General features: G+C 66.6%; 27 protein-coding genes. 25 read left to right on the top strand and 2 right to left on the bottom strand.

What is annotated here, in order from left to right:
• From HWX07_RS10605 to HWX07_RS10595, 3 genes are read left to right on the top strand one after another with little or no spacing between them, the layout of a single operon-like run.
• Positions 1–660: an HAD-IA family hydrolase gene (locus HWX07_RS10605; RefSeq protein ID WP_006493743.1), complete on the top strand. Its 660-nt coding sequence runs from the start codon at positions 1–3 to the stop codon at positions 658–660.
• Positions 657–1,058, top strand: a complete 402-nt coding sequence (locus HWX07_RS10600) for a Rieske 2Fe-2S domain-containing protein (protein ID WP_175876287.1) — start codon at positions 657–659, stop codon at positions 1,056–1,058. Before HWX07_RS10605 ends, HWX07_RS10600 begins: the two co-directional genes overlap by 4 nt.
• 12 nt (positions 1,059–1,070) lie before the next feature.
• The gene (locus HWX07_RS10595) at positions 1,071–2,072 is read left to right on the top strand and encodes a S49 family peptidase (RefSeq protein WP_175876286.1); all 1,002 of its coding nucleotides are present in this window, start codon (positions 1,071–1,073) and stop codon (positions 2,070–2,072) included.
• Positions 2,073–2,137: 65 nt separating this feature from the next.
• Here HWX07_RS10595 and HWX07_RS10590 read toward each other — a convergent pair whose 3' ends face one another.
• Both HWX07_RS10590 and HWX07_RS10585 read right to left on the bottom strand, forming a co-directional pair.
• Complete coding sequence (locus tag HWX07_RS10590; RefSeq protein WP_011544932.1) at positions 2,138–2,860, bottom strand: SAM-dependent methyltransferase; 723 nt, start codon at positions 2,858–2,860, stop codon at positions 2,138–2,140.
• Positions 2,857–3,489, bottom strand: a complete 633-nt coding sequence (locus tag HWX07_RS10585) for a Maf-like protein (RefSeq protein ID WP_175876285.1) — start codon at positions 3,487–3,489, stop codon at positions 2,857–2,859. The genes HWX07_RS10590 and HWX07_RS10585 overlap by 4 nt, the downstream gene beginning before the upstream one ends.
• 229 nt (positions 3,490–3,718) lie before the next feature.
• On the opposite strand from HWX07_RS10585, the gene HWX07_RS10580 reads away from it, so the two are divergent.
• The 22 genes from HWX07_RS10580 to nagZ all read left to right on the top strand — a co-directional run bounded on the left by HWX07_RS10580 (position 3,719) and on the right by nagZ (position 23,546).
• Positions 3,719–4,354 (top strand): DUF177 domain-containing protein, encoded by a 636-nt coding sequence (locus HWX07_RS10580; RefSeq protein ID WP_175876284.1) that lies wholly within the window; start codon positions 3,719–3,721, stop codon positions 4,352–4,354.
• A gap of 98 nt (positions 4,355–4,452) precedes the next feature.
• The gene (rpmF, locus tag HWX07_RS10575; protein WP_006051932.1) at positions 4,453–4,632 is read left to right on the top strand and encodes a 50S ribosomal protein L32; all 180 of its coding nucleotides are present in this window, start codon (positions 4,453–4,455) and stop codon (positions 4,630–4,632) included.
• Between the two features lie 129 nt (positions 4,633–4,761).
• Positions 4,762–5,868 (top strand): phosphate acyltransferase PlsX, encoded by a 1,107-nt coding sequence (plsX, locus tag HWX07_RS10570; protein ID WP_006476507.1) that lies wholly within the window; start codon positions 4,762–4,764, stop codon positions 5,866–5,868.
• Positions 5,869–6,858: a beta-ketoacyl-ACP synthase III gene (locus HWX07_RS10565; RefSeq protein ID WP_006489693.1), complete on the top strand. Its 990-nt coding sequence runs from the start codon at positions 5,869–5,871 to the stop codon at positions 6,856–6,858.
• A gap of 82 nt (positions 6,859–6,940) precedes the next feature.
• Positions 6,941–7,873 carry an ACP S-malonyltransferase gene (fabD, locus tag HWX07_RS10560; RefSeq protein WP_175876283.1) on the top strand — a complete coding sequence of 311 codons (933 nt, stop codon included), beginning with the start codon at positions 6,941–6,943 and terminating at the stop codon, positions 7,871–7,873.
• A 36-nt stretch (positions 7,874–7,909) separates the two neighbouring features.
• Positions 7,910–8,659 (top strand): 3-oxoacyl-ACP reductase FabG, encoded by a 750-nt coding sequence (gene fabG, locus HWX07_RS10555; protein ID WP_006476504.1) that lies wholly within the window; start codon positions 7,910–7,912, stop codon positions 8,657–8,659.
• Positions 8,660–8,803: 144 nt separating this feature from the next.
• Positions 8,804–9,043 carry an acyl carrier protein gene (gene acpP, locus HWX07_RS10550; protein WP_004197638.1) on the top strand — a complete coding sequence of 80 codons (240 nt, stop codon included), beginning with the start codon at positions 8,804–8,806 and terminating at the stop codon, positions 9,041–9,043.
• 164 nt (positions 9,044–9,207) lie between these two features.
• Positions 9,208–10,440 carry a beta-ketoacyl-ACP synthase II gene (gene fabF / locus HWX07_RS10545; protein ID WP_124677153.1) on the top strand — a complete coding sequence of 411 codons (1,233 nt, stop codon included), beginning with the start codon at positions 9,208–9,210 and terminating at the stop codon, positions 10,438–10,440.
• An 11-nt stretch (positions 10,441–10,451) separates the two neighbouring features.
• Positions 10,452–10,916 carry a hypothetical protein gene (locus HWX07_RS10540; RefSeq protein ID WP_175876282.1) on the top strand — a complete coding sequence of 155 codons (465 nt, stop codon included), beginning with the start codon at positions 10,452–10,454 and terminating at the stop codon, positions 10,914–10,916.
• A gap of 91 nt (positions 10,917–11,007) precedes the next feature.
• Positions 11,008–11,607: an RNA polymerase sigma factor RpoE gene (gene rpoE, locus HWX07_RS10535; RefSeq protein WP_006490873.1), complete on the top strand. Its 600-nt coding sequence runs from the start codon at positions 11,008–11,010 to the stop codon at positions 11,605–11,607.
• Positions 11,608–11,693: 86 nt separating this feature from the next.
• Complete coding sequence (locus HWX07_RS10530; protein WP_175876281.1) at positions 11,694–12,311, top strand: sigma-E factor negative regulatory protein; 618 nt, start codon at positions 11,694–11,696, stop codon at positions 12,309–12,311.
• Between the two features lie 5 nt (positions 12,312–12,316).
• Positions 12,317–13,369 carry a MucB/RseB C-terminal domain-containing protein gene (locus HWX07_RS10525; RefSeq protein ID WP_175876280.1) on the top strand — a complete coding sequence of 351 codons (1,053 nt, stop codon included), beginning with the start codon at positions 12,317–12,319 and terminating at the stop codon, positions 13,367–13,369.
• 16 nt (positions 13,370–13,385) lie between these two features.
• Positions 13,386–14,882 (top strand): DegQ family serine endoprotease, encoded by a 1,497-nt coding sequence (locus HWX07_RS10520; protein ID WP_175876279.1) that lies wholly within the window; start codon positions 13,386–13,388, stop codon positions 14,880–14,882.
• Between the two features lie 7 nt (positions 14,883–14,889).
• On the top strand, positions 14,890–15,126 hold the full coding sequence (locus HWX07_RS10515; protein WP_152855350.1) for a glutaredoxin family protein: 237 nt from the start codon (positions 14,890–14,892) through the stop codon (positions 15,124–15,126).
• Between the two features lie 197 nt (positions 15,127–15,323).
• A complete protein-coding gene (gene lepA, locus HWX07_RS10510; RefSeq protein WP_175876278.1) occupies positions 15,324–17,117 on the top strand; it encodes a translation elongation factor 4 in 1,794 nt (597 codons plus the stop codon).
• 16 nt (positions 17,118–17,133) lie between these two features.
• Positions 17,134–18,027: a signal peptidase I gene (lepB, locus tag HWX07_RS10505; RefSeq protein ID WP_006490870.1), complete on the top strand. Its 894-nt coding sequence runs from the start codon at positions 17,134–17,136 to the stop codon at positions 18,025–18,027.
• A gap of 154 nt (positions 18,028–18,181) precedes the next feature.
• Entirely contained in the window at positions 18,182–19,417 is a 1,236-nt protein-coding gene (gene rnc / locus HWX07_RS10500; protein ID WP_175876277.1) for a ribonuclease III, read from the top strand.
• A 60-nt stretch (positions 19,418–19,477) separates the two neighbouring features.
• Entirely contained in the window at positions 19,478–20,377 is a 900-nt protein-coding gene (era, locus tag HWX07_RS10495; RefSeq protein WP_006476493.1) for a GTPase Era, read from the top strand.
• Positions 20,364–21,200: a DNA repair protein RecO gene (gene recO / locus HWX07_RS10490; RefSeq protein WP_006476492.1), complete on the top strand. Its 837-nt coding sequence runs from the start codon at positions 20,364–20,366 to the stop codon at positions 21,198–21,200. The genes era and recO overlap by 14 nt, the downstream gene beginning before the upstream one ends.
• Positions 21,197–21,973 (top strand): pyridoxine 5'-phosphate synthase, encoded by a 777-nt coding sequence (gene pdxJ / locus HWX07_RS10485; protein ID WP_124677151.1) that lies wholly within the window; start codon positions 21,197–21,199, stop codon positions 21,971–21,973. The genes recO and pdxJ overlap by 4 nt, the downstream gene beginning before the upstream one ends.
• An 81-nt stretch (positions 21,974–22,054) precedes the next feature.
• A complete protein-coding gene (gene acpS / locus HWX07_RS10480) occupies positions 22,055–22,501 on the top strand; it encodes a holo-ACP synthase (RefSeq protein WP_175876276.1) in 447 nt (148 codons plus the stop codon).
• A gap of 16 nt (positions 22,502–22,517) precedes the next feature.
• Positions 22,518–23,546: a beta-N-acetylhexosaminidase gene (gene nagZ / locus HWX07_RS10475; RefSeq protein ID WP_175876275.1), complete on the top strand. Its 1,029-nt coding sequence runs from the start codon at positions 22,518–22,520 to the stop codon at positions 23,544–23,546.
• Positions 23,547–23,595: the final 49 nt, after the last annotated feature.

The raw sequence follows: 23,595 nt of genomic DNA, 5'->3' as shown, positions 1-23,595 counted from the left end.
ATGGCTCGACAGCAATTTGACCTGATCGTCTTCGACTGGGACGGCACGCTGATGGATTCGACTGCGCACATCGCGCATAGCATCCAGGCGGCATGCCGCGATCTCGGCCTGCCCACGCCGTCCGACGAGGCTTCCCGTTACGTGATCGGCCTCGGCCTGCGCGATGCGCTGCAGATCACGGCTCCGACCCTCGATCCGTCCGACTACGCGCGGCTGGCCGAGCGCTACCGCTATCACTATCTGCTCGACGATCAGCGTATCGAGCTGTTCGCCGGTGTGCGCGAGCTGCTCGCCGAGCTGCGCGACACGGGCTACCTGCTCGCCGTCGCGACCGGCAAGGGTCGAGTCGGGCTGAACCGCGTGCTCGACCAGTCGAAGCTGACGAGCTGGTTCGACGCGACGCGCTGCGCGGACGAGACGTTCTCGAAGCCGCATCCGGCGATGCTGCACGAGTTGTCGCGGGAATTGGGGCAGGACCTGTCGCGCACGGTGATGATCGGCGACACCACGCACGACCTGCAGATGGCCGCCAGCGCCGGCGCGGCCGGCGTCGGTGTGGCGTACGGCGCGCACACGGCCGATGCGCTGGCGGCGCTCACGCCGCGCTTCGTCGCGCCGGACGTCGGCGCGCTGGCCGCATGGCTGCGGGAGCACGCATGAGCGCGGCGCCGGACGCCGTGCGCGTGTGCGCATCGGCCGCACTGACCGACGGCGGTGCCGGCGTGCGGGTCGACGCGACGCTGCGCGGCGAGCAGGCCGTCGTGTTCTTCGTGCGCTACGACGGCCGCGCTTACGGCTACCTGAACCGCTGCGCGCATGTGCCGATGGAGCTCGACTGGGCCGAAGGGCAGTTCTTCGAGTCGTCGGGCCTCTATCTGATGTGCGCGACGCACGGTGCGATCTACGCGCCGGATACCGGCAAGTGCGTCGGCGGTCCGTGCCGCGGCGGCCGCCTGCGGCCGGTCGAGGTCGACGAGCGCGACACGCCCGACGGCCGTGCGGTATTCTGGTTACCCGATGCCGATCTGCATCCTGCCACTCCCGCCACGACCGACTGACGACATCACTGCATGGCCGACCAACCGAATTCCCCGAATTCCCCGGATTCCTCCTCCCGTCCCGACAGCCGTGAACCGAGCTGGGAGCGCGCGGCGCTCGAGCGGATCGCGCTCGCGGCCGTCAAGGAACAGCGCGCGGCACGGCGCTGGAAGATCTTCTTCCGCTTCGCGTTTCTCGGCGTGTTCGTGCTGCTCGCGTTCGCGCTGATCGATTTCTCCAGCGATTCGAAGTTCTCGTCGAGCGGGCGGCATACGGCGCTCGTGACGATCGACGGCGAGATCGCGGCGGGCGTCAACGCGAACGCCGACGACATCAACACGGCGCTCGACGCCGCGTTCGACGACGACGGCACGGTCGGCGTCGTGCTGCGGATCAACAGCCCGGGCGGCAGCCCGGTGCAGGCCGGCATGGTCTACGACGAGATCCGGCGGTTGCGCGGCAAGTATCCGGACAAGCCGCTGTACGTCGTCGTGACCGACATGTGCGCGTCGGGCGGCTATTACATCGCGTCCGCGGCCGACAAGATCTTCGTCGACAAGGCGAGCATCGTCGGGTCGATCGGCGTGCTGATGGACGGGTTCGGCTTCACCGGGCTGATGGGCAAGCTCGGGGTCGAGCGGCGCCTGCATACGTCGGGCGAAAACAAGGGCTTCTACGATCCGTTCTCGCCGGAAACGCCGAAGATGGACGCGCACGCGCAGGCGCTACTCGACCAGGTGCATGCGCAATTCATCAAGGCCGTGAAGGATGGCCGCGGCAAGCGGCTGCACGAGACGCCCGACATGTTCTCGGGCCTGTTCTGGACCGGCGAGAAGAGCGTCGAGCTCGGCCTGGCCGACGGCTACGGCACGACCGACACGGTCGCGCGCGACGTGCTGAAGGCGCCGGATCTGGTCGACTATACGGTGAAGGAAAGCCTGACGAATCGCGTCGCGCGCAAGTTCGGCGCGGCTGTCGGGGGCGCCGCGATGAAGGCGCTGACGGCCGGCGGCGCGTCGGTCAGCCTGCGCTGACGGCTGGCGACAATCGGCGGGCCGCGATGGCCCGCCTTCAAGTTAACTGATCGCCGGTCTCGGCATCAGTTCGCGAGCAGCAGGAAGATCGCGGGGCGCTTGTGCAGATTCGGCGCAGGCGCCTTTTTCCAGTCCGCCACCGTGCGGCTAGCGATCGTCTCGGTCGCGAGGGTCAGATCGGCTGCGACGCATATTTGCGTCGACGGCGCACAGGTCGCGACCAGCGTGTCGAGCATCGCGTGATTCCGGTACGGCGTTTCGATGAAGATCTGCGTCTGGCGCGCCTTGCGCGACAGTTGCTCGAGTTCGCGCAGGCGTTTCGCGCGCGCGGCCGCATCGACCGGCAGATAGCCGTTGAACGCGAAGCTCTGGCCGTTCAGGCCCGAGGCCATCAGCGCGAGCAGGATCGAACTCGGCCCGACTAGCGGCACGACCTTCACGCCACGCTCGTGCGCGCGGCGCACCAGCAGCGCGCCGGGATCGGCGACGGCCGGGCAGCCGGCCTCCGACACGAGGCCCGCGTCCGCGCCGGCCAGCACGGGTGCGAGCAGCCGGTCGATGGCGCCGGCCGGCGTATTCACGTTCAGCTCGCTGATCTCGATTTCCTGGATCGGGCGCGTCGTGCCGATCTTCTTCAGAAACGCGCGCGTCGTTTTCGCGTTCTCGCCGATGTAGTAGCCGAGCGTGCCGGCGCGCGCCTGCACGGCGGCGGGCAGCACGGCGGCGAGCATCGATTCGTCGCCTTCGCCGAGCGTGTTCGGGACGAGATAAAGCGTGCCGGCGGTCATGCGCGGTCTCCACGGTTGGTTGCAAACAGCGGGTAGTCGGCGGCGCGCAGCATCCGCGTGAGGGCGATCAGCGGCAGGCCGACCAGCGCGGTCGGGTCGTCCGAGTCGATCGCGTCGAGCAGGGCGATGCCGAGCCCTTCGGACTTCGCGCTGCCGGCCACGTCGTACGGCGTTTCCGCGCGCAGGTACGCGTCGAGTTCGGCCTCGGGCAGCGAGCGGAAGCGCACGTGCGTGACGATGTCCTCGACCTGCGCGTCGTCCGTCCGGCTGTCGTACAGGCAGAGCGCGCTGTGGAATTCGACTTCGCGGCCCTGCATCGACACGAGTTGCGCGAGTGCGCGCTCGTGCGTGCCGGGCTTGCCGATCTGGTGCCCGTCGAAGGTCGCGACCTGGTCCGACCCGATCACGAGCACGCCGTCCGGCGCGTCGATCGTCGCGGCCACGGCCCGCGCCTTCGCGCCGGCGAGGCGCAGCGCGGTCGCGGCCGGCGTTTCGCTGGCGAGCGGGGTTTCGTCGAGGTCGGGCGACACGACGTCGAACGGCACGCCCAGGCGCTCAAGGAGCGCGCGGCGGTAGCGGGAACTGGAGGCAAGAATCAGCCGCGGCGGGCGGCAAACGGTATCCGGCATGGTCGGTTGGATCGGTGAGTCGTCAGGTGGGGCGCGGCGTTGCGCGGACGCAAGCTTAAGTGATTGACCGCAAAAGGTAAAACAGGTATGCTTTCCCGCTTTTCGTCGGCAGGCTTTCGTTGGTGGCGCCTGCCGGGTCTTCGGAAGTAAAGTACGTCATCCTTCGATGAGCCGTACGCGAGCGGTGCCAAGCCGGATCCCGCAAGTCAGCCTGTAGGCAGGAGCGCACATGAACACTTCTTCTGGCAAACCTGCGGCGGCGCTCGATCCGCACGCGGTCGACCTGTTCGAGTTCGCCCGCGGCGGGCGGCAGGCAGCTGGCGCGGTACACCTCTCGCAACTGCCGCGCATGTTAAACGAAGTGCCGACGGACGCGCCAGATCGCGACACGGTCTTCACGTGGCAGGCGGAAGGGTTCACGCAGAAGGAGTTGCAGGACGACGGCGCCGACGGGCAGCAGCCGTATCTGCGCCTCGCGGTGCATGGCCATGCGTGGCTCACGTGCCAGCGCTGCATGACGCCGTACGACCAGACGTTCGACGTGGACATGACGTACCGCGTCGTCGCGACCGAAGAAGAAGCTGAAGAATTTCCGCTCGACGACGATGAAGCCGATGTGATCGTGGGCTCACGCCAGTTCGATCTCGTCGACTTGATCGAAGAGGAATTGCTGCTTTCGTTGCCGCTCGTGCCCAAGCACGAGGTTTGCCCGGCAGTTCACGAAAGCCTCGTGTCGGGTGCGAGCGGTCCCGCGGAAGAGGAGGACGAGGAGTCCGACGAAGCCGGGGACGAAGGCAAACGGCCGAATCCGTTCGCAGCGCTGCAAGCGTTGAAGAAGGACGGTGACGGCACCAAGAAACACTAAGCAGTTGTGGCGCGGGAAGGCGTAAGGGCTTTGGGCCAGGGTAGTTAAGCGCCGGATCGGGCTGTGTTAGAATCCGGAAAATTATTTAGGAGTTAGTCATGGCAGTCCAGCAAAACAAGAAGTCGCCGTCGAAGCGCGGCATGCATCGTTCGCACGATTTCCTGACGGCAGCGCCGCTGGCAGTCGAGCCGAGCACGGGTGAAGTGCACCTGCGTCACCACGTCAGCCCGAACGGCTACTATCGCGGCAAGAAAGTCGTCAAGACGAAGAACGACTAAGCGTCAAGTCACGCGTTGCGCGCTACGCTCGCCGTTCGCGTGACAACTGGTTCGCTTGACACTTTCCTGGCTCAACAAAAAGGCGGCATTCAACTGCCGCTTTTTTGTGCCTGAAATTCGTCGCATTCCATGACCGTAAAGCTCACAATCGATTGCATGGGAGGCGACCACGGCCCGTCCGTGACCGTTCCCGCGGCAGTCAAGTTCGTCCGCGCGCATCCCGATGCGCATCTGATGCTCGTCGGCATCGAAAGCGCGATTCGCGCTCAGCTGAAGAAGCTGAAAGCCCTCGACGATCCCGCGTTGACCATCGTGCCCGCCACCGAAGTCGTGGCGATGGACGATCCTGTCGAAGTGGCGCTGCGCAAGAAGAAGGATTCTTCGATGCGCGTTGCGCTCAACCACGTCAAGGAAGGCGCGGCGCAGGCCTGCATCTCCGCCGGCAATACCGGCGCGCTGATGGCGGTTTCCCGTTACGTACTCAAGACGCTGCCCGGCATCGAGCGGCCCGCGATCGCGTTCGCGCTGCCGAACCCGACCGGCTACACGATGATGCTGGACCTCGGCGCGAACGTCGACTGCGAGCCGCAGCACCTGCTGCAGTTCGCGGAGATGGGGCACGCGCTCGTGGCCGCGCTCGAAGGCAAGGAGCGCCCGACGATCGGCCTCCTGAACATCGGCGAAGAGGTCATCAAGGGCAACGAGACGATCAAGCGCGCAGGCGAGCTGCTGCGCGCCAGCACGCTCAATTTCCGCGGCAACGTGGAAGGCAACGACATCTACAAGGGCACCGTCGACGTGATCGTGTGCGACGGCTTCGTCGGCAACGTCGCGCTGAAGACGTCCGAAGGGCTCGCGCAGATGCTGTCGGACATCATCCGCGAGGAGTTCGGCCGCTCGCTGATGTCGAAGCTGATGGCACTGCTCGCGCTGCCCGTGCTGATGCGTTTCAAGAAGCGCGTCGACCACCGCCAGTACAACGGCGCGGCGCTGCTCGGGCTGAAGAGCCTCGTGATCAAGAGCCACGGTTCGGCCGACGCCTACGCGTTTGAGTGGGCGATCAAACGCGGGTATGATGCCGTCAAAAACGGGGTGCTGGAGCGCCTCGCGCGCGCGATGGCGGATAATTCAGTGTCGCTCGGCGACGGCGAACACGACGCGGGCGGCGCGGGCCAGGCAAGCCCGGCCGCAGGCCATCACGCCGAACCTTCCGCTGCGCAATCCTCTAAAGCATAAATGGCCCAATCGACTCTCTATTCCCGCGTGCTCGGCACGGGCAGCTACCTGCCGCCCGACCGCGTCACGAACCAGCAGCTGACCGATCGTCTTGCGAAGGAAGGCATCGAGACGAGCGATGAATGGATCGTGGCGCGCACGGGCATCCATGCGCGCCATTTCGCCGCACCGGACGTCACGACGAGCGATCTCGCGCTCGAGGCGTCGCGTCGTGCGATCGAGGCGGCCGGTGTCGATCCGCAGTCGATCGACCTCATCATCGTCGCGACTTCGACCCCCGATTTCGTGTTTCCGAGCACCGCGTGCCTGCTGCAGAACAAGCTCGGCATCAAGAACGGCGGCGCGGCATTCGACGTGCAGGCCGTGTGTTCGGGCTTCGCGTACGCGATGGCGACGGCCGACAGCTTCATCCGCAGCGGCCAGCACCGTACGGCGCTCGTGGTCGGCGCGGAGACGTTCTCGCGCATTCTCGACTTCAAGGACCGCACGACCTGCGTGCTGTTCGGCGACGGCGCGGGCGCGGTGATTCTGTCCGCGTCGGAAGAGCCGGGCGTGCTCGGCAGCGCGCTGCACGCGGACGGCAGCTACTCGAACATCCTGTGCACGCCGGGCAACGTCAATCGCGGCGTGATCGACGGCAGCGCGTTCCTGCACATGGACGGGCAGGCCGTGTTCAAGCTGGCGGTCAACGTGCTCGAAAAGGTCGCGATCGAGGCGCTCGCGAAGGCGAATCTCGCGCCCGAGCAAATCGACTGGCTGATTCCGCACCAGGCCAACATCCGCATCATGACCAGCACCTGCCGCAAGCTCGGCCTGCCGCAGGAGCGCATGGTCGTGACGGTCGACCAGCACGGCAACACGTCGGCCGCGTCGATCCCGCTGGCGCTCGACGCCGCGGTGCGCGACGGCCGCATCCAGCGTGGCCAGCACGTGCTGATCGAAGGCGTCGGCGGCGGCTTCACCTGGGGCGCGTCGGTCTTCCGCTTCTGATCCGCGGCGCGCATTGCCGCGCGCGGGTCCCATCGGCGCGCCGTTCGTGCGCGCCGTCCGAATCGATTCAATTGGGGACGATATGAAATTTGCATTCGTTTTTCCGGGGCAGGGCTCGCAGGCGATCGGGATGCTCGACGCATTCGCCGATCTGGCCGTCGTGCGCGAGACGCTTCAGGAAGCGTCCGATGCACTCAATCAGGATCTCGGCAAGCTGATCGCCGAGGGCCCGGCCGAAGAGCTGAACCTGACCACCAACACGCAGCCCGTGATGCTGACCGCGGCGTACGCGTGCTATCGCGCGTGGCAGCAGGCAGGCGGCCCGGCGCCGTCGATCGTCGCCGGCCACAGCCTCGGGGAATACACGGCGCTCGTCGCGGCCGGCGCGCTCGCGTTCAAGGACGCGGTGCCGCTCGTGCGCTTCCGCGCGCAGGCAATGCAGGCGGCCGTGCCGGTAGGCCAGGGTGGCATGGCCGCGATCCTGGGCCTCGACGACGACACGGTGCGCGCGGTATGCGCCGAAGCCACGGAAGCGGGCGTCGTCGAAGCGGTGAACTTCAATGCGCCCGCGCAGGTGGTGATCGCAGGCAGCAAGGCCGCGGTCGAAAAGGCGTGCGAAATCGCGAAGGCGAAGGGCGCGAAGCGCGCGCTGCCCCTGCCGGTGTCGGCGCCGTTCCATTCGTCGCTGCTCAAGCCGGCGTCGGACCAGTTGCGCGACTATCTCGCGAACGTCGACGTGAAGGCGCCGCAGATTCCGGTCGTCAACAACATCGACGTCGCCGTGGTCAGCGATCCGGCCGCGATCAAGGATGCGCTGGTGCGCCAGGCCGCGGGCCCGGTGCGCTGGGTCGAGTGCGTGCGGCACATCGCCGGCACGGGCGTCACGCACGTGATCGAATGCGGTCCGGGCAAGGTGCTCGCCGGTCTGACGAAGCGCATCGACGGCAACCTGGTCGGTGCCTCGGTGTTCGATCCGGCTTCGCTCGACGAAGCGCTCAAGCTCGCGACCGCGTGACGCGGCGCCTTTTCCCAAGCAACGGATATTCGATTCATGGACAAGACTCTCGATAAACAGGTTGCGATCGTGACCGGCGCGTCGCGCGGCATCGGCCGTTCGATCGCCCTCGAACTCGCGCGCCTGGGCGCGACGGTGATCGGCACGGCGACGAGCGAATCGGGCGCCGCCGCGATCACCGCGGCGTTCGCGGAAGCGGGCGTCACGGGCCGCGGCGCGGTGCTGAACGTCAACGACGCGGCCGCCGCCGAGGCGCTGATCGATGCGACCGTGAAGGAATTCGGCGCGCTGAACGTGCTCGTCAACAACGCGGGCATCACGCAGGACCAGCTCGCGATGCGGATGAAGGACGAGGACTGGGACGCGGTGATCGACACCAACCTGAAGTCGGTGTTCCGTCTGTCGCGCGCGGTGCTGCGCCCGATGATGAAGGCGCGCGGCGGCCGTATCATCAACATCACGTCGGTGGTCGGCTCGGCCGGCAATCCGGGTCAGGTCAACTACGCGGCCGCGAAGGCCGGCGTCGCGGGCATGACGCGGGCGCTCGCGCGTGAAATCGGCAGCCGCGGCATCACGGTGAACTGCGTGGCGCCGGGCTTCATCGACACCGACATGACGAAGACGCTGCCGGAAGAACAGCAGGCCGCGCTCAAGACCCAGATTCCGCTCGGCCGCCTCGGCAGCCCGGAGGACATCGCCCATGCCGTCGCGTTCCTCGCATCGCCGCAGGCCGGTTACATCACCGGCACGACGCTGCACGTGAACGGCGGCATGTACATGTCGTAACGGTTTTCGTTTACCATCCGCGCCGTATCCCGTTTTTCAGGCGGACCGGCGCTTGATCGACCATCAAGCCAACGCGCGTTTTGGCGTCAGCAAACCTGATAAAATGCGCGCACTTGTAAATCTGAACTTTCCCTCGGAGGGGTAATGGACAACATCGAACAACGTGTCAAGAAGATCGTCGCTGAGCAACTGGGCGTCGCGGAAGCCGAGATCAAGAACGAAGCTTCGTTCGTGAACGACCTGGGCGCGGACTCGCTCGACACGGTCGAACTGGTGATGGCTCTGGAAGACGAGTTCGGCATGGAAATCCCGGACGAAGAAGCAGAGAAGATCACGACCGTTCAGCAAGCGATCGACTACGCTCGCGCAAACGTCAAGGCGTAAGCGCCTTTCGCGCTTGTCCGCCACGTCGCCGCGATCTTCGCGATTGACGCGCCATCCTGCCGGCTTCGCGCCGGACGGACTAACAGCCACAGGGCTCGCAGGGCTGGTTCCTGTGGCCACTGTGGCTTTTGTTTTTGTCATCCAATAATGGAAAAGAGGTTACCGTGAGCCGCCGTCGTGTTGTCGTTACAGGCCTGGGGCTGATTTCGCCTGTTGGCAATAATGTTGCCGACGGCTGGGCCAATCTCGTCGCCGGCAAGTCCGGTATCGCCACCGTCACGAAGTTCGATGCGTCGAACCTCGCCTGCCATTTCGCGGGCGAAGTGAAGGGTTTCAGCGCCGAGGAGTACATCCCGGCGAAGGAAGCCCGGAACATGGATACGTTCATCCATTACGGCATCGCCGCCGGCGTCCAGGCCATCCGGGACAGCGGGCTGGAAGTGAACGAAGCCAATGCGGAACGCATCGGCGTGCTGGTCGGTTCCGGTATCGGCGGCCTGCCGATGATCGAAGATACGCACCAGACCTACGTCGATCGCGGCGCGCGCCGGATTTCGCCGTTCTTCGTGCCGGGCTCGATCATCAACATGATCTCGGGTCACCTGAGCATCATGTTCGGCCTGAAGGGCCCGAACCTCGCGGCCGTCACCGCCTGCACGACCGGTCTGCACAGCATCGGCCTCGCCGCGCGCCTGATCCAGGCCGGCGACGCCGACGTGATGGTCGCGGGCGGTGCCGAATCGACGGTGTCGCCGCTCGGCATCGGCGGGTTCGCCGCCGCGCGCGCGCTGTCGACCCGCAACGACGATCCGGCTACCGCGTCGCGTCCGTGGGACAAGGACCGCGACGGCTTCGTGCTGGGCGAGGGTTCCGGCGTGATGGTGCTCGAGGAGTACGAGGCGGCGAAGGCGCGCGGCGCGAAGATCTATGCGGAAGTCGTGGGCTTCGGCATGACGGGCGACGCGTACCACATGACCGCGCCGAACATGGACGGCCCGCGCCGCTGCATGGTCGCGGCGCTGCGCGACGCCGGCCTGAATGCCGACGAGGTGCAGTACCTGAACGCGCATGGCACGTCGACGCCGCTGGGCGACAAGAACGAGTCCGACGCGGTGAAGGCGGCCTTCGGCGAGCATGCGTACAAGATGGTGGTCAACTCGACGAAGTCGATGACGGGCCACCTGCTGGGTGGCGCGGGCGGCCTCGAATCGGTGTTCACGGTGCTGGCGCTGCACAACAACGTGTCGCCGCCGACCATCAACATCTTCAACCAGGACCCCGAGTGCGATCTCGATTACTGCGCGAACACCGCGCGTGACATGAAGATCGACGTAGCCGTGAAGAACAACTTCGGCTTCGGCGGCACCAACGGCACGCTGGTGTTCAAGCGCGTCTGACGTCGAATCGCTTGACGAGTCCATTCGATGCTCCGGCCGGGCGTCCGCAGCGCTTTGCGTTGCGGGCCTCGGCCGTGTCGTATCTCGTGCTGGCCGCGTTCGTCGCGTCGGCTGCCGCCTCGGCGTACCTGTTCTGGGCGCCGCGCGCGGGCGCTGCCGCCGGCGCAGGCATGTCGGCCGCGACGGCGGCACTGCTGGCCGTATGGGCGGCGCGCACTTGCGCCCGCCGGCTGCCGGCCGAGCTGCAAATCGATGCGTTCGGGGAGATTGCGGCGTTTGGCCGCACCGGGCGGTTGCTGGCTCGTGGCCGCGTGACGGGCCATGCGCACTGGAGCAGCCTGCTGCTGGTGCTGTCGGTCGGGCAGGGCGCCCGGCGGGCCCGGCCGCTGCTGATTCCGGCCGACGCGCTCGACGCCGCGTCGTTCAGTGCGCTGTCGGTGCTGGCGAGAACGGCCGGGGCGGCGGGGCGGGCATGACGGCGGCGCGGTTACCGACCGTAACCAGCGTCCGGCGCCGGAACGCTACAATAACGCTCCGCGTTGCATCCCTAGTTAACGGATTTGTCAGGTGAGTGAAAAAGAAATCGATCAGGCTCTGGTCGAGCGCGTACAGAAGGGCGACAAGGCGGCGTTCGAACTCCTGGTCTCCAAATACCACCGCAAGATCATTCGGCTGATCTCGCGCCTCGTGCGGGATCCCGCCGAGGTCGAGGATGTGGCCCAGGACGCGTTCATCAAGGCGTATCGTGCGCTGCCGCAATTCCGCGGCGAATCGGCGTTCTATACGTGGTTGTACCGAATTGCCGTCAACACGGCGAAGAACTACCTTGCGACGCAAGGCCGCCGGGCGCCGACCTCGACCGAGGCCGATGCGGAGGAAGCGGAAACTTTCTCCGACGCAGACCAACTAAGGGATATCAACACGCCTGAGTCGATGTTGATGAGCAAGCAGATTGCCGAAACGGTCAACGCTGCAATGGCTCTGCTGCCCGAAGAACTGCGCCAGGCAATCACGCTGCGCGAGATCGAGGGCCTGAGCTATGAAGAGATCGCGGAAATGATGGGCTGTCCGATCGGGACGGTCCGGTCGCGGATCTTCCGTGCGCGCGAAGCAATCGCTGCCAAATTGCGTCCGCTGCTCGATACGCCCGAAGGCAAGCGCTGGTAAGCGCGACGGGCGGAACGACGCGGGTCGGGGTCTAGTTACGGATAGAGTCGTGAAGTCACGACGGGGTGTGCAAGATGGGGAGCATCATGGGGTCGGTCAATACGCAATCGCAAGCGTGCTCGCGCGGCGAGCGCCTTTCCGCGCTGGTCGACGGCGAAATGTTCGAGGGCCCGGATCACGGGCAGTTTCTGGCTGAGCTCGACCGCGCGGATCGCGCCGTGTGGGCCCATTACCACCTGATCGGCGATGCGCTGCGCTCGGACGAGCTCGCGCTCCAGCCCGCGCTGAGCGTCGCGTTCACCGCGCGCATGTCGGCTGCGCTCGAAAGCGAGCCGCACCTGCTGGCACCGGCGGCCGCGCCGGCCGCGCGCAAGCTGCTGTCGCTGCGCCGCCGCGTCGTGCCCGCGTTCGCGGTGGCCGCCGCGGCCGCCACGCTGACGTGGATCGTCGTCCCGCAGATGCAGACGGCCGGTGCGCCGGGCGCCGTGCAGGTCGCATCGGTAGGCGCGCCGCAGAACGGCAACCTGCAGCGCGTGACGGTTGCGCAGGCATCGGCCCAGCCGGGCCTGCAGGACGTCAACATCATTCGCGACGCCAGCCTCGACCAATACCTTGAAGCGCACCAGCAATTCGCCCAGCAGCCCGTCGTCACGGGTTCGATGCCGCTGATCCGCGCTGCCGTGACCACCACGCCAGGCCAATAAACCCGATGCGGACATTGCAGTTGAATCACGCCATCTCCGGATGGAAGCGGCTGCCGGCCCTCCTGCTTTGCGCAGCCGCCCTGTTGTCCGTTCAATCCCTTCCCGCCAGCGCCCAGCAACCGGACGATCCCGTCGCGACCCGCAAGGGCGCCGCCGACTGGCTCGACCGCGTCCAGCAGGCGGCGCAACAGCAGAGCTACGAAGGTACGTTCGTCTACCAGCGCGGCGGGTATGTGCAGTCGTCGCGCATCGCGCACGTCTCGTCCCGCGACGGCGAGTTCGAGCGGATCGAGACGCTCGACGGCAAGCCGCGCAAGCTGCTGCGGCACAACGACGAGCTGTACACGTTCGTGCCCGAGCGCAAGTTGTGCGTGGTCGAGCGCCGCCAGACGCGCGACTCGTTCCCCGCGCTGCTCGGCGCGAGTGGCGAGCACGTGATGTCCGTCTACGATGCGAAGTCGCTCGGCAAGGACCGCGTGGCCGGGATCGACGCGCAGGTCGTCGAACTCGTGCCGAAGGACGCCTACCGTTTCACGTACAAGCTGTGGGCCGACGCGCGCACCGGGCTGCTGCTGCGTTCGCAGACGCTCGACGCGAACGATCACGTGCTCGAACAGATCGCGTTCTCGCAATTGCAGACGGGCGGCGCGAGCGGCGACAAGGCCGCGATTGCAGCCGGCATGCACAACCTGAGCGGCTGGACGGTCGTGCGTCCGCCGGTCGCGGCTGTCGACATGGAAGCGCAGGGCTGGCAACTCGCGCCGAGCGTCGCCGGCTTCCAGAAGATTCGTGAAGTGCGCCGGCCGATGGCCGCGCGCGATGCGGGCGATCCGCCGATCCCGGTCGACCAGGCCGTCTTCACCGACGGCCTCGCGACGATCTCGGTCTTCATCGAGCCGGCCGAAAAGAATACGCGCAAGGAAGGCGCGGGCAGCACCGGTGCGACGCACGTTCTCGTGAAGCGCCGCGGCGACTACTGGATCACCGTGCTCGGCGAAGTGCCGCCGGCGACGTTGCAGCAGTTCGCGTCTGCCATAGAATACAAGGCTTCCAAGTAACGCTACGGCTTCCGACATGACGAAACTCACGCTGCGCAAAGTGCTCGCGGCGGCGGCGCTGTGTGCCTGCCTGCCGCTCGTCCCGCAAACCGCGGTCGCTGTCACGCCTCCGGCTGCCAGCCTTCCCGATTTCGCCGATCTGGTCGAAAAGGTCGGGCCGGCCGTCGTGAACATCCGGACCACCGCCAACGTGCCGACGAGCGGCCCGCGCGGGATGCTCCCGCCCGGCTTCGACAACGGCGACATGTCGGAATTCTTCCGGCGCTTCTTCGGCATTCCGCTGCCGCAGACGCCCGGCAACGGCGGCGGCAACGGCAGCAACCCGAAGAACGCGCCGGCGCCGGACAATGGGCCGGACACCGAGCAGAATCGCGGCGTCGGCTCGGGCTTCATCGTGTCGGCCGACGGTTACGTGATGACCAATGCGCACGTCGTCGACGATGCGGACACCATCTACGTGACGCTGACCGACAAGCGTGAATTCAAGGCGAAGTTGATCGGCGTCGACGACCGCACGGACGTCGCGGTCGTCAAGATCCAGGCGTCGAACCTGCCGGTCGTCGCGATCGGCGATTCGAACAAGGTGCGCGTCGGCGAGTGGGTCGTCGCGATCGGCTCGCCGTTCGGCCTCGACAACACGGTCACGGCCGGCATCGTCAGCTCGAAGAGCCGCAACACGGGCGACTACCTGCCGTTCATCCAGACCGACGTCGCGGTGAACCCCGGCAACTCGGGCGGCCCGCTGATCAACATGCAGGGCGAGGTGATCGGCATCAACTCGCAGATCTACAGCCGCACCGGCGGCTTCATGGGCATTTCGTTCGCGATCCCGATCGATGAAGCGATGCGCGTGGCCGACCAGCTGAAGGCGACGGGCAAGGTCACGCGCGGCCGGATTGCGGTGGCGATCGGCGAGGTGACGAAGGACGTGGCCGACTCGATCGGGCTGCCGAAGGCCGAAGGTGCGCTCGTCAGCAGTGTCGAGCCGGGCGGCCCGGCCGACAAGGCCGGTATCCAGCCGGGCGACATTATCCTGAAGTTCAATGGCCGTCCGGTCGACGCGGCGTCGGACCTGCCGCGCATGGTCGGCGACACGAAACCCGGCACGAAGGCGACGGTCAACGTGTGGCGCAAGGGTCAGGCACGCGATCTGCCGATCACGATCGCCGAGACGCCGGCCGAGTCGACGGCCAAGGCCGAGCAGCGCAAGAACGCGCCGCAGAAGCCGCGCCAGACCAATTCGCTCGGCCTGACGGTCAGCGACCTGACGGCGGAGCAATTGAAGACGCTGAAGCTGAAGAACGGGGTACAGATCGACGGCGTCGACGGCCCGGCCGCCCGTGCGGGCCTGCAGCGCGGCGACATCGTGCTGCGCGTCGGCGACACCGACGTCACAAGCGCGAAGCAGTTCGCCGACGTGACCGCGCAGCTCGATCCGCAGAAGGCAGTCGCGGTGCTCGTGCGACGTGGCGACAACACGCAGTTCGTGCCCGTGCGGCCGCGCCAGAAGTAACGCGCCGATGTTCACGCTCTACGGCCGCGGCTGGTGCCACCTGTGCGACGACATGCGCGACGCACTGGCGCCGGTGGCGGCCGAATTCGGCGTCGCGGTGGACTACGTCGACATCGACACCGATGCGGCGCTCGTCGCGCGTTACGACGAGGACGTGCCCGTGCTGCTGCTGGACGGCGCGGAAGTGTGCCGCCACCGGTTCGACGATGCGCGGGTGCGCGACGCGCTGGCGGCCCGGCGCTGAACCAGGCCTGCCGTCGGCCGACGCCGCTTCGCACGGGGCTCGATCCGGCGGGCGCCCCGCCGGGCTCCCGCGGGGCGGGCGTCCGAAATCCCGCCCGGCGTAAGCCTTTTCGGCTAAAATAAGCCGTTTTTTCACCGACTTACACAAGGCGTGCTCCGCAGTCGTCGAGCGCGCCTTTTTCGCTTGATCGGCACTGAATGGATCATATTCGCAATTTCTCGATCATCGCGCACATCGACCATGGCAAGTCGACACTCGCGGATCGCATCATCCAGGTATGCGGCGGCCTCGCCGACCGTGAAATGGAAGCGCAGGTGCTCGACTCGATGGACATCGAGCGCGAGCGCGGCATCACGATCAAGGCGCAGACTGCCGCGTTGTCCTATCGCGCACGCGATGGCAAGGTCTACAACCTGAACCTGATCGACACGCCGGGGCACGTCGACTTCTCGTACGAGGTCAGCCGTTCGCTGTCCGCGTGCGAAGGCGCGCTGCTGGTGGTCGACGCGAGCCAGGGCGTCGAGGCGCAGACGGTCGCGAACTGCTACACGGCGATCGAGCTCGGCGTCGAGGTCGTGCCGGTGCTGAACAAGATCGACCTGCCGGCCGCGAATCCCGAGAACGCGATCGAGGAGATCGAGGACGTGATCGGCATCGACGCGACCGACGCGACGCGCTGCAGCGCGAAGACGGGCCTCGGCGTGGAAGACGTGCTCGAGTCGCTGATCGCGAAGGTGCCGCCGCCGAAGGGCGATCCGGCCGCGCCGCTGCAGGCGCTGATCATCGATTCGTGGTTCGACAACTACGTCGGCGTCGTGATGCTCGTGCGCATCGTCAACGGCACGCTGCGCCCGAAGGACAAGATCAAGATGATGGCGACCGGCGCGCAGTATCCGGTCGAGCACGTCGGCGTGTTCACGCCGAAGTCGCGCAATCTCGAGTCGCTGTCGGCCGGGCAGGTGGGCTTCATCATCGCCGGCATCAAGGAACTGACGGCCGCGAAGGTCGGCGACACCGTCACGCACGTGGCCAAGGCCGCTGCCGAGCCGCTGCCGGGCTTCAAGGAAGTGAAGCCGCAGGTGTTCGCGGGGTTGTATCCGGTCGAGGCGAACCAGTACGACGCGCTGCGTGAATCGCTCGAGAAGCTGAAGCTGAACGACGCATCGCTGCAGTACGAGCCGGAAGTGTCGCAGGCGCTCGGCTTCGGTTTCCGCTGTGGCTTCCTCGGGCTGCTGCACATGGAAATCGTGCAGGAACGGCTCGAGCGCGAATTCGACATGGATCTCATCACGACCGCGCCGACGGTCGTCTACGAGGTCGTGCAGAGCGACGGCTCGACGATCATGGTCGAGAACCCGGCGAAGATGCCGGAGCCGGGCCGCATCGCGGAAGTGCGCGAGCCGATCGTCACCGTGAATCTCTACATGCCGCAGGACTACGTCGGTTCGGTGATCACGCTGTGCGAGCAGAAGCGCGGCTCGCAGATCAACATGCAGTATCACGGCCGCCAGGTGCAGCTCACGTACGAGATCCCGATGGCGGAAATCGTGCTCGACTTCTTCGATCGCCTGAAGTCGGTGTCGCGCGGCTATGCGTCGATGGACTACGAGTTCAAGGAATACCGTTCGTCGGACGTCGTGAAGGTCGACATGCTGATCAACGGCGACAAGGTCGACGCGCTGTCGATCATCGTGCACCGGTCGCAATCGCAATACCGCGGCCGCGAAGTCGCCGCGAAGATGCGCGAGATCATTCCGCGCCAGATGTACGACGTGGCGATCCAGGCCGCGATCGGCGCGCACATCGTCGCGCGCGAGAACATCAAGGCACTGCGCAAGAACGTGCTCGCGAAGTGCTACGGCGGCGACATCACGCGGAAGAAGAAACTGCTCGAGAAGCAGAAAGAAGGTAAGAAACGCATGAAGCAGGTGGGTTCGGTCGAGATCCCGCAGGAGGCGTTCCTCGCGATCTTGCGCGTCGAAGACAAATAACAGGACTGATCCTTTTATGAATTTTGCGCTGATTCTTTTTGTGCTCGTCGTCGTGACGGGCGTAGCGTGGGTGCTGGACAAACTGGTGTTCCTGCCGCGGCGTCGCAAGGCGGCCGACTCGGCGATCGAGGAATTCGATCGCCAGCAGTCGCGCATCGACAAGCGTTTCGCGGACGAAAACGCGGCGCAGACGCGTTCGAAGCTGCGTGACGAAAAGCTGCGCCAGCCGTGGTGGCTCGAGTACACGGCGAGCTTCTTCCCGGTGATCCTGGCCGTGTTCGTCGTGCGTTCGTTCGTCGTCGAGCCGTTCAAGATCCCGTCGGGCTCGATGGTGCCGACGCTGCTCGTCGGCGATTTCATCCTCGTCAACAAGTTCGAGTACGGGCTGCGCCTGCCGGTCACCAACACGAAGATCACGCAGGGCAGCCCGCTGTCGCGCGGTGACGTCGTCGTGTTCCGCTATCCGAAGGACGAGTCGGTCGACTACATCAAGCGCGTGATCGGCCTGCCCGGCGACACGGTCGCGTACCAGGACAAGCAGCTCACGATCAACGGCCAGCCGGTGCCCGAAACGCCGCTGCCCGATTTCTTCGATGACGAGCGCCAGAATTACGCGAAGCAGTTCGAGGAAACGATCGGCAACAAGAAGAACGCGATTCTCAACAACCCGGCCGTGCCGCCGTTCGTGATGGGCGCATACGACTATCCGTATCGCGACAACTGCACGTACAACAGCCGCGGCGTGATCTGCAAGGTGCCGCCCGGTCATTACTTCATGATGGGCGACAACCGCGACAACAGCGCGGACAGCCGCTACTGGGGTTTCGTGCCGGACCAGAACATCGTCGGCCGCGCGTTCTTCATCTGGATGAACTTCAGCGACCTGAAGCGCATCGGCTCCTTCAACTGACCGCATTCGATTCACACGCAATACGCGACGCACGGGCCGCGTCGCGTATTGCCGAACTACTTTAAGAACCGGCGGTAACACCGCCTCGTCACGCCTTTTCGCGTCCGGCCGTGCCGTTTCGGCCCGACCGGGCGCCCGCGTTATACTCCTGCACATGCCCTCATCCCAGTTGGAAAGCCGGCTGCGCTACGAATTTCGCAATGCGGAATTGTTGCGCCAGGCTTTGACCCATCGCAGTCACAGTGCCACGCACAATGAACGGCTCGAGTTTCTCGGCGATTCCGTTCTGAATTGCGCGGTGGCCGCCCTTTTGTTCCAGCGTTTCGGCAAGCTGGACGAAGGTGACCTGTCGCGCGTACGCGCCAATCTCGTCAAGCAGCAGTCGCTGTACGAAATTGCTCAGGCCCTGAATATCTCGGACGGCCTGCGGCTGGGCGAGGGCGAACTGCGCAGCGGCGGGTTCCGTCGCCCGTCGATCCTCGCGGACGCGTTCGAAGCCATCATCGGGGCCGTGTTCCTCGATGGGGGCTTCGAAGCCGCCCAAGGGGTCATCAAGCGCCTCTATATCCCGATTCTCGACCACATCGATCCGCGTACGCTCGGCAAGGACGCGAAGACGCTGCTGCAGGAATATCTGCAGGGGCACAAGATCGCGCTGCCGACCTATACGGTCGTCGCGACGCATGGTGCGGCGCACAATCAGCAGTTCGAGGTCGAGTGCACGGTGCCGAAGCTGGACGTGAAGGTATCGGGCTCCGGCGCGAGCCGGCGGGCGGCCGAGCAGGCTGCCGCGAAGAAGGCGCTCGACGAAGTGATGGCGGCCGCGCCGATGCTGGCCGCGAAGCCGAAGCGCTCGAAAAACGCGCGCGGGTCCAAGCATGTCGAACCCGAGATCGTGCCGGGCGTGAAGGGTGTGCAGGAAGCGCTCGACCTGCGCTCGCCCGAGCGGAAGGAACGTGCGGCGGCGCGCGAGGCGAGAGCGGCGGGTGCGGTGCCGGCTGCCACCGCCGCGGCTGCTGCTGCGGTGGCGGGCGCTGAACCGGCCGTCGCGCCGATGGCCGCGATTCGCGCGGCGCATGTCGAGCCGGCCACGGACAAGGGCGAACGGGCGGCGAAGCCGGCGGCCGACAAGGTTGCCGACAAACCGGCCGAGCGGCCGGACAAGGCCGCGGAAAAGCCCGCCGAGGCCGCGCCGCGCGCAACCGACAAGCAAGCCGGCCATGCAGCCGATCCGGCATCGTCGTCGGCCGACAAGCCCGCCGCGAGTGCCGACGCCGCCGCGCGTACGCCTGCGCGCGCACGCGATGCCGCGGCGACCGACGCCGACACGCCGCCCGGCGGCGCGAGCCTTGCCGCCGCGCAGGCGCGCGTGGCCGATGCCGACCACTGAATTGCCCAGCGATCGTGCCGCGCGCCGCGCGGCCGTTTCCGAACCTGTCTCCCAAACGATATGAACACTCCCGCTCCTACCGGTTTCCGTTGCGGCATGATCGCGATCGTGGGCCGCCCGAACGTCGGCAAGTCGACGTTGATGAACGCACTCGTCGGCCAGAAGATCAGCATCACGTCGCGCAAGGCGCAGACGACCCGCCACCGCATCACCGGCATCAACACGTTCGACGACGCGCAATTCGTGTTCGTCGACACGCCCGGCTTCCAGACCCGTCACAGCACCGCGCTGAACCGTTCGCTGAACCGCGCGGTCACGTCGACGCTGACGTCGGTCGACGTGATCCTGTTCGTGATCGAGGCCGGCCGCTTCGGGCCCGACGACCAGAAGGTGCTCGACCTGATCCCGCCCGGCATGCCGACGCTTCTGATCGCGAACAAGATCGACCGCGTGAACGACAAGGCCACGCTGTTCCCGTTCATGCAGAAGGTGAGCGAGCTGCGCGAATTCACCGAGCTCGTGCCGCTGTCGGCGCAGAAGCCGGAAGACATCAAGCGCCTGCTGGACACGATCAAGCCGTACCTGCCGGAAGGCGAGCCGATCTACGGCGAGGACGAGCTGACCGACCGCAGCTCGCGTTTTCTCGCGGCCGAAATCCTGCGCGAGAAGGTGTTTCGCTGGACCGGCGACGAGCTGCCTTACACGAGCACCGTGCTGATCGACAAGTTCGAGGAAGAGGGCCGCCTGAAGCGCATCTTCGCGACGATCCTCGTCGAGCGCGATTCGCACAAGGCGATGGTGATCGGCAAGAAGGGCGAGAAGCTCAAGCAGATCAGCACCGAGGCGCGGATGGACATGGAAAAGCTGTTCGACGGCCCCGTATACCTCGAGACCTTCGTGAAGGTGAAGAGCGGCTGGGCCGACAACGAGGCGGGGCTGCGTGCCTATGGGTACGAATGACGCGCTGACGTCGACCGAAGACGCGGTGACGGCCGGCGCGAACGACGCGCCGCTGCCGGCACCGCCCGAACCGCCGCGCAAGGCGCGGCGCGCGACGTCTCGCACGTCCGATTTCCGCGTCGCCGAACAGCCGGCGTTCGTGCTGCACAGCTATCCGTATCGGGAAACGAGCCTGATCGTCGACGTGCTGACGCGCGACCACGGCCGGCTCGCCCTCGTCGCGAAGGGCGCGAAGCGCCCGCACTCCGCGTTGCGCGGCGTCTTGCAGACGTTCCAGCCGCTGCTGCTGTCGTGGTCCGGCAAATCCGAGGTGCGCACGCTGACGGGCGCCGAGTGGGTCGGCGGGATGCTGCCGCTCGGCGGCGACGGGCTGTTGTGCGGTTTCTACGCGAACGAGCTGCTCGTGAAATTCTGCGCGCGCGAGGATCCTCAGCCGCCGCTGTTCAATCATTACGTGCTGACTCTCACGCGCCTCGCGCACGGCGAACCCGCGGTGCAGGTGTTGCGTTCGTTCGAACGCGTGCTGCTGCGCGAGACCGGCTATGCGATGGCGCTGAACCGCACGGTCGCCCGCCGCGCGGTCGAACCCGAGCGCCGCTACGTGTTCGATCCGGAACGCGGTGTGCGCAATGCGGACGACGACGTGCCGTCGCACTGGCCGGTCATCACCGGGCAGACGTTGCTCGACATGGAACAGGACGATTACCATCGAGCCCAGACGGTTGCGCAAAGCAAGACGCTGATGCGCTTCCTGCTGAACACCTATCTCGGCGGTACGCCGCTCGCCACGCGTCAGATCCTGATCGACCTGCAAAACCTATGAGCTTCTTCCTGACAACGCCCACCGCCATCGACCTCGGCGTGAACATCGACCACGTCGCGACGCTGCGCAATGCGCGCGGCACGCGCTATCCCGATCCGATCCGCGCGGCGCTCGCCGCCGAAGAGGCGGGCGCGGATGCGATCACGCTGCACCTGCGCGAGGATCGTCGTCACATCGTCGACGCCGACGTGCGCGAACTGCGCCCGCTGTTGAAGACGCGCATGAACCTCGAATGCGCGGTCACGGCCGAGATGCTCGACATCGCGTGCGAAGTGCGTCCGCACGACGCGTGCCTCGTGCCGGAGAAGCGCGAGGAACTGACGACCGAAGGCGGTCTCGACGTGGCCGGCCACTTCGAGGCCGTGCGCGCGGCGTGCAAGCAGCTCGCCGATGTGGGCGTGCGCGTGTCGCTGTTCATCGACCCGGATGACACGCAGATCCGCGCCGCGCACGAAGCGGGCGCACCGGTGATCGAGCTGCATACGGGCCGCTACGCCGAAGCGCGCGACGAAGCCGAGCAGCAGCGCGAATACGAGCGTATCGTCGCGGGCGTGCAGGCCGGCGCGCGGCTTGGCCTGAAGGTCAACGCGGGCCACGGGCTGCACTACACGAACGTGCAGCAGATCGCCGCGATCGACGGCATCGTCGAACTGAACATCGGCCACGCGATCGTCGCGCACGCGATTTTCGCGGGCTGGGACAACGCGGTGCGCGAGATGAAGGCGATCATGGTCGCCGCACGCGTCGCCGCGCTGCACGGCGGCGCGCGCTGACGATGCGAGGCCGTCGCGCCCCGCACGCCGTTTGCAACGCGCTTGACCCGGCTTCGCCGGGCCGCCCCGGCGGAGACTGACATGGCGATTTATGGCATCGGTACCGACATCGCGCAGGTGAGCCGCGTCGCGGCCGTGCTCGAACGCACGGGCGGCCGGTTTGCCGAGAAGGTGCTCGGCCCCGACGAACTGCGCGTGTTCCATGCCCGGCGCGCACGCTCCGAGGCACGCGGCATCGCATTTCTCGCGACGCGCTTCTCCGCGAAGGAAGCGTTCTCGAAGGCAATCGGGCTCGGCATGCACTGGCCGATGACGTGGCGCGCGCTGCAGACGCTCAACCATCCGAGCGGCGAGCCGTACGTGGTCGCTTCGGGCGAGCTGGCCGACTGGCTGGCCGCGCGCGGCATCACGGCGCGGGTGACGGTCAGCGACGAACGCGACTACGCGGTGTCGTTCGTGGTCGCCGAGACGGACGCTAAAACGGACGCCGCGCCTGCTCCTGTACCTGTTTCCCGAACCTCCTCCTGACGGAATTCCCGATTCGATGAAAACGACTCCCGGCCCGGTCATGCTCGACGTCGTCGGCACGACCCTGTCGCGCGACGATGCGCGGCGCCTCGCGCATCCGAATACCGGCGGCGTGATCCTGTTCGCGCGGCACTTCGAGAATCGCGCGCAGCTGACCGCGCTGACCGACGCGATCCGCGCGGTGCGCGAAGACATTCTGATCGCCGTCGATCACGAAGGCGGGCGCGTGCAGCGGTTCCGCACCGACGGCTTCACGGTGCTGCCCGCGATGCGTCGCCTCGGCGAACTCTGGGATCGCGACGTACTGCTCGCGACGAAGGTCGCGACCGCCGTCGGCTACATCCTGGCCGCCGAGTTGCGCGCGTGCGGGATCGACATGAGCTTCACGCCCGTGCTCGATCTCGACTACGGGCACTCGAAGGTGATCGGCGATCGGGCGTTCCATCGCGACCCGCGCGTCGTCACGCTGCTCGCGAAGAGCCTGAACCACGGACTGTCGCTCGCCGGCATGGCGAACTGCGGCAAGCATTTTCCCGGGCACGGCTTCGCGGAGGCCGATTCGCACGTCGCGCTGCCGACCGACGACCGCACGCTCGACGCGATCCTCAAGCAGGACGTCGCGCCGTACGACTGGCTCGGGCTGTCGCTGTCCGCGGTGATTCCGGCGCATGTGATCTACACGCAGGTCGACAAGCGGCCGGCCGGATTCTCGCGCGTGTGGCTGCAGGACATCCTGCGCGGCAAGCTCGGCTTCACGGGCGCGATCTTCAGCGACGACCTGTCGATGGAGGCCGCCCGCGAAGGCGGCACGCTCACGCAGGCAGCCGACGCCGCGCTTGCCGCCGGTTGCGACATGGTGCTCGTCTGCAACCAGCCGGATGCGGCCGAAGTCGTGCTGAACGGGCTGAAGGCGCGCGCCTCGGCCGAGTCGGTGCGGCGCCTCAAGCGGATGCGCGCGCGCGGCAAGGCGCTCAAGTGGGACAAGCTGATCGCGCAGCCCGAGTATCTGCAGGCGCAGGCGCTGCTGAGCAGCGCGCTGGCATAAGCGGAGGGGGCGGCGCGGGTCGCGCCGTTCCGGTTGCTCCAAACGAAAA

This window comes from Burkholderia sp. BCC0097 (assembly GCF_902832985.1).
Lineage (GTDB): Bacteria > Pseudomonadota > Gammaproteobacteria > Burkholderiales > Burkholderiaceae > Burkholderia > Burkholderia orbicola.
The sequence above is the reverse complement of the archived record's forward strand: the minus strand, read 5'-3'. Positions and strand labels throughout refer to the sequence as shown.

Bases quoted from the DNA above. Each gene is read 5' to 3' on its own strand.
- HWX07_RS10565 (WP_006489693.1), top strand. From the start codon at position 5,869: ATGGCCCAATCGACTCTCTATTCCCGCGTGCTCGGCACGGGCAGCTAC.
- HWX07_RS10525 (WP_175876280.1), top strand. From the start codon at position 12,317: ATGCGGACATTGCAGTTGAATCACGCCATCTCCGGATGGAAGCGGCTG.
- lepB (WP_006490870.1), top strand. From the start codon at position 17,134: ATGAATTTTGCGCTGATTCTTTTTGTGCTCGTCGTCGTGACGGGCGTA.
- HWX07_RS10520 (WP_175876279.1), top strand. From the start codon at position 13,386: ATGACGAAACTCACGCTGCGCAAAGTGCTCGCGGCGGCGGCGCTGTGT.
- HWX07_RS10605 (WP_006493743.1), top strand. From the start codon at position 1: ATGGCTCGACAGCAATTTGACCTGATCGTCTTCGACTGGGACGGCACG.
- era (WP_006476493.1), top strand. From the start codon at position 19,478: ATGAACACTCCCGCTCCTACCGGTTTCCGTTGCGGCATGATCGCGATC.
- plsX (WP_006476507.1), top strand. From the start codon at position 4,762: ATGACCGTAAAGCTCACAATCGATTGCATGGGAGGCGACCACGGCCCG.
- HWX07_RS10600 (WP_175876287.1), top strand. From the start codon at position 657: ATGAGCGCGGCGCCGGACGCCGTGCGCGTGTGCGCATCGGCCGCACTG.
- acpS (WP_175876276.1), top strand. From the start codon at position 22,055: ATGGCGATTTATGGCATCGGTACCGACATCGCGCAGGTGAGCCGCGTC.
- rnc (WP_175876277.1), top strand. From the start codon at position 18,182: ATGCCCTCATCCCAGTTGGAAAGCCGGCTGCGCTACGAATTTCGCAAT.
- HWX07_RS10590 (WP_011544932.1), bottom strand. From the start codon at position 2,860: ATGACCGCCGGCACGCTTTATCTCGTCCCGAACACGCTCGGCGAAGGC.
- HWX07_RS10580 (WP_175876284.1), top strand. From the start codon at position 3,719: ATGAACACTTCTTCTGGCAAACCTGCGGCGGCGCTCGATCCGCACGCG.
- pdxJ (WP_124677151.1), top strand. From the start codon at position 21,197: ATGAGCTTCTTCCTGACAACGCCCACCGCCATCGACCTCGGCGTGAAC.
- HWX07_RS10585 (WP_175876285.1), bottom strand. From the start codon at position 3,489: ATGCCGGATACCGTTTGCCGCCCGCCGCGGCTGATTCTTGCCTCCAGT.
- HWX07_RS10595 (WP_175876286.1), top strand. From the start codon at position 1,071: ATGGCCGACCAACCGAATTCCCCGAATTCCCCGGATTCCTCCTCCCGT.
- fabG (WP_006476504.1), top strand. From the start codon at position 7,910: ATGGACAAGACTCTCGATAAACAGGTTGCGATCGTGACCGGCGCGTCG.
- nagZ (WP_175876275.1), top strand. From the start codon at position 22,518: ATGAAAACGACTCCCGGCCCGGTCATGCTCGACGTCGTCGGCACGACC.
- acpP (WP_004197638.1), top strand. From the start codon at position 8,804: ATGGACAACATCGAACAACGTGTCAAGAAGATCGTCGCTGAGCAACTG.
- HWX07_RS10515 (WP_152855350.1), top strand. From the start codon at position 14,890: ATGTTCACGCTCTACGGCCGCGGCTGGTGCCACCTGTGCGACGACATG.
- lepA (WP_175876278.1), top strand. From the start codon at position 15,324: ATGGATCATATTCGCAATTTCTCGATCATCGCGCACATCGACCATGGC.
- rpmF (WP_006051932.1), top strand. From the start codon at position 4,453: ATGGCAGTCCAGCAAAACAAGAAGTCGCCGTCGAAGCGCGGCATGCAT.
- recO (WP_006476492.1), top strand. From the start codon at position 20,364: ATGGGTACGAATGACGCGCTGACGTCGACCGAAGACGCGGTGACGGCC.
- fabD (WP_175876283.1), top strand. From the start codon at position 6,941: ATGAAATTTGCATTCGTTTTTCCGGGGCAGGGCTCGCAGGCGATCGGG.
- HWX07_RS10530 (WP_175876281.1), top strand. From the start codon at position 11,694: ATGGGGTCGGTCAATACGCAATCGCAAGCGTGCTCGCGCGGCGAGCGC.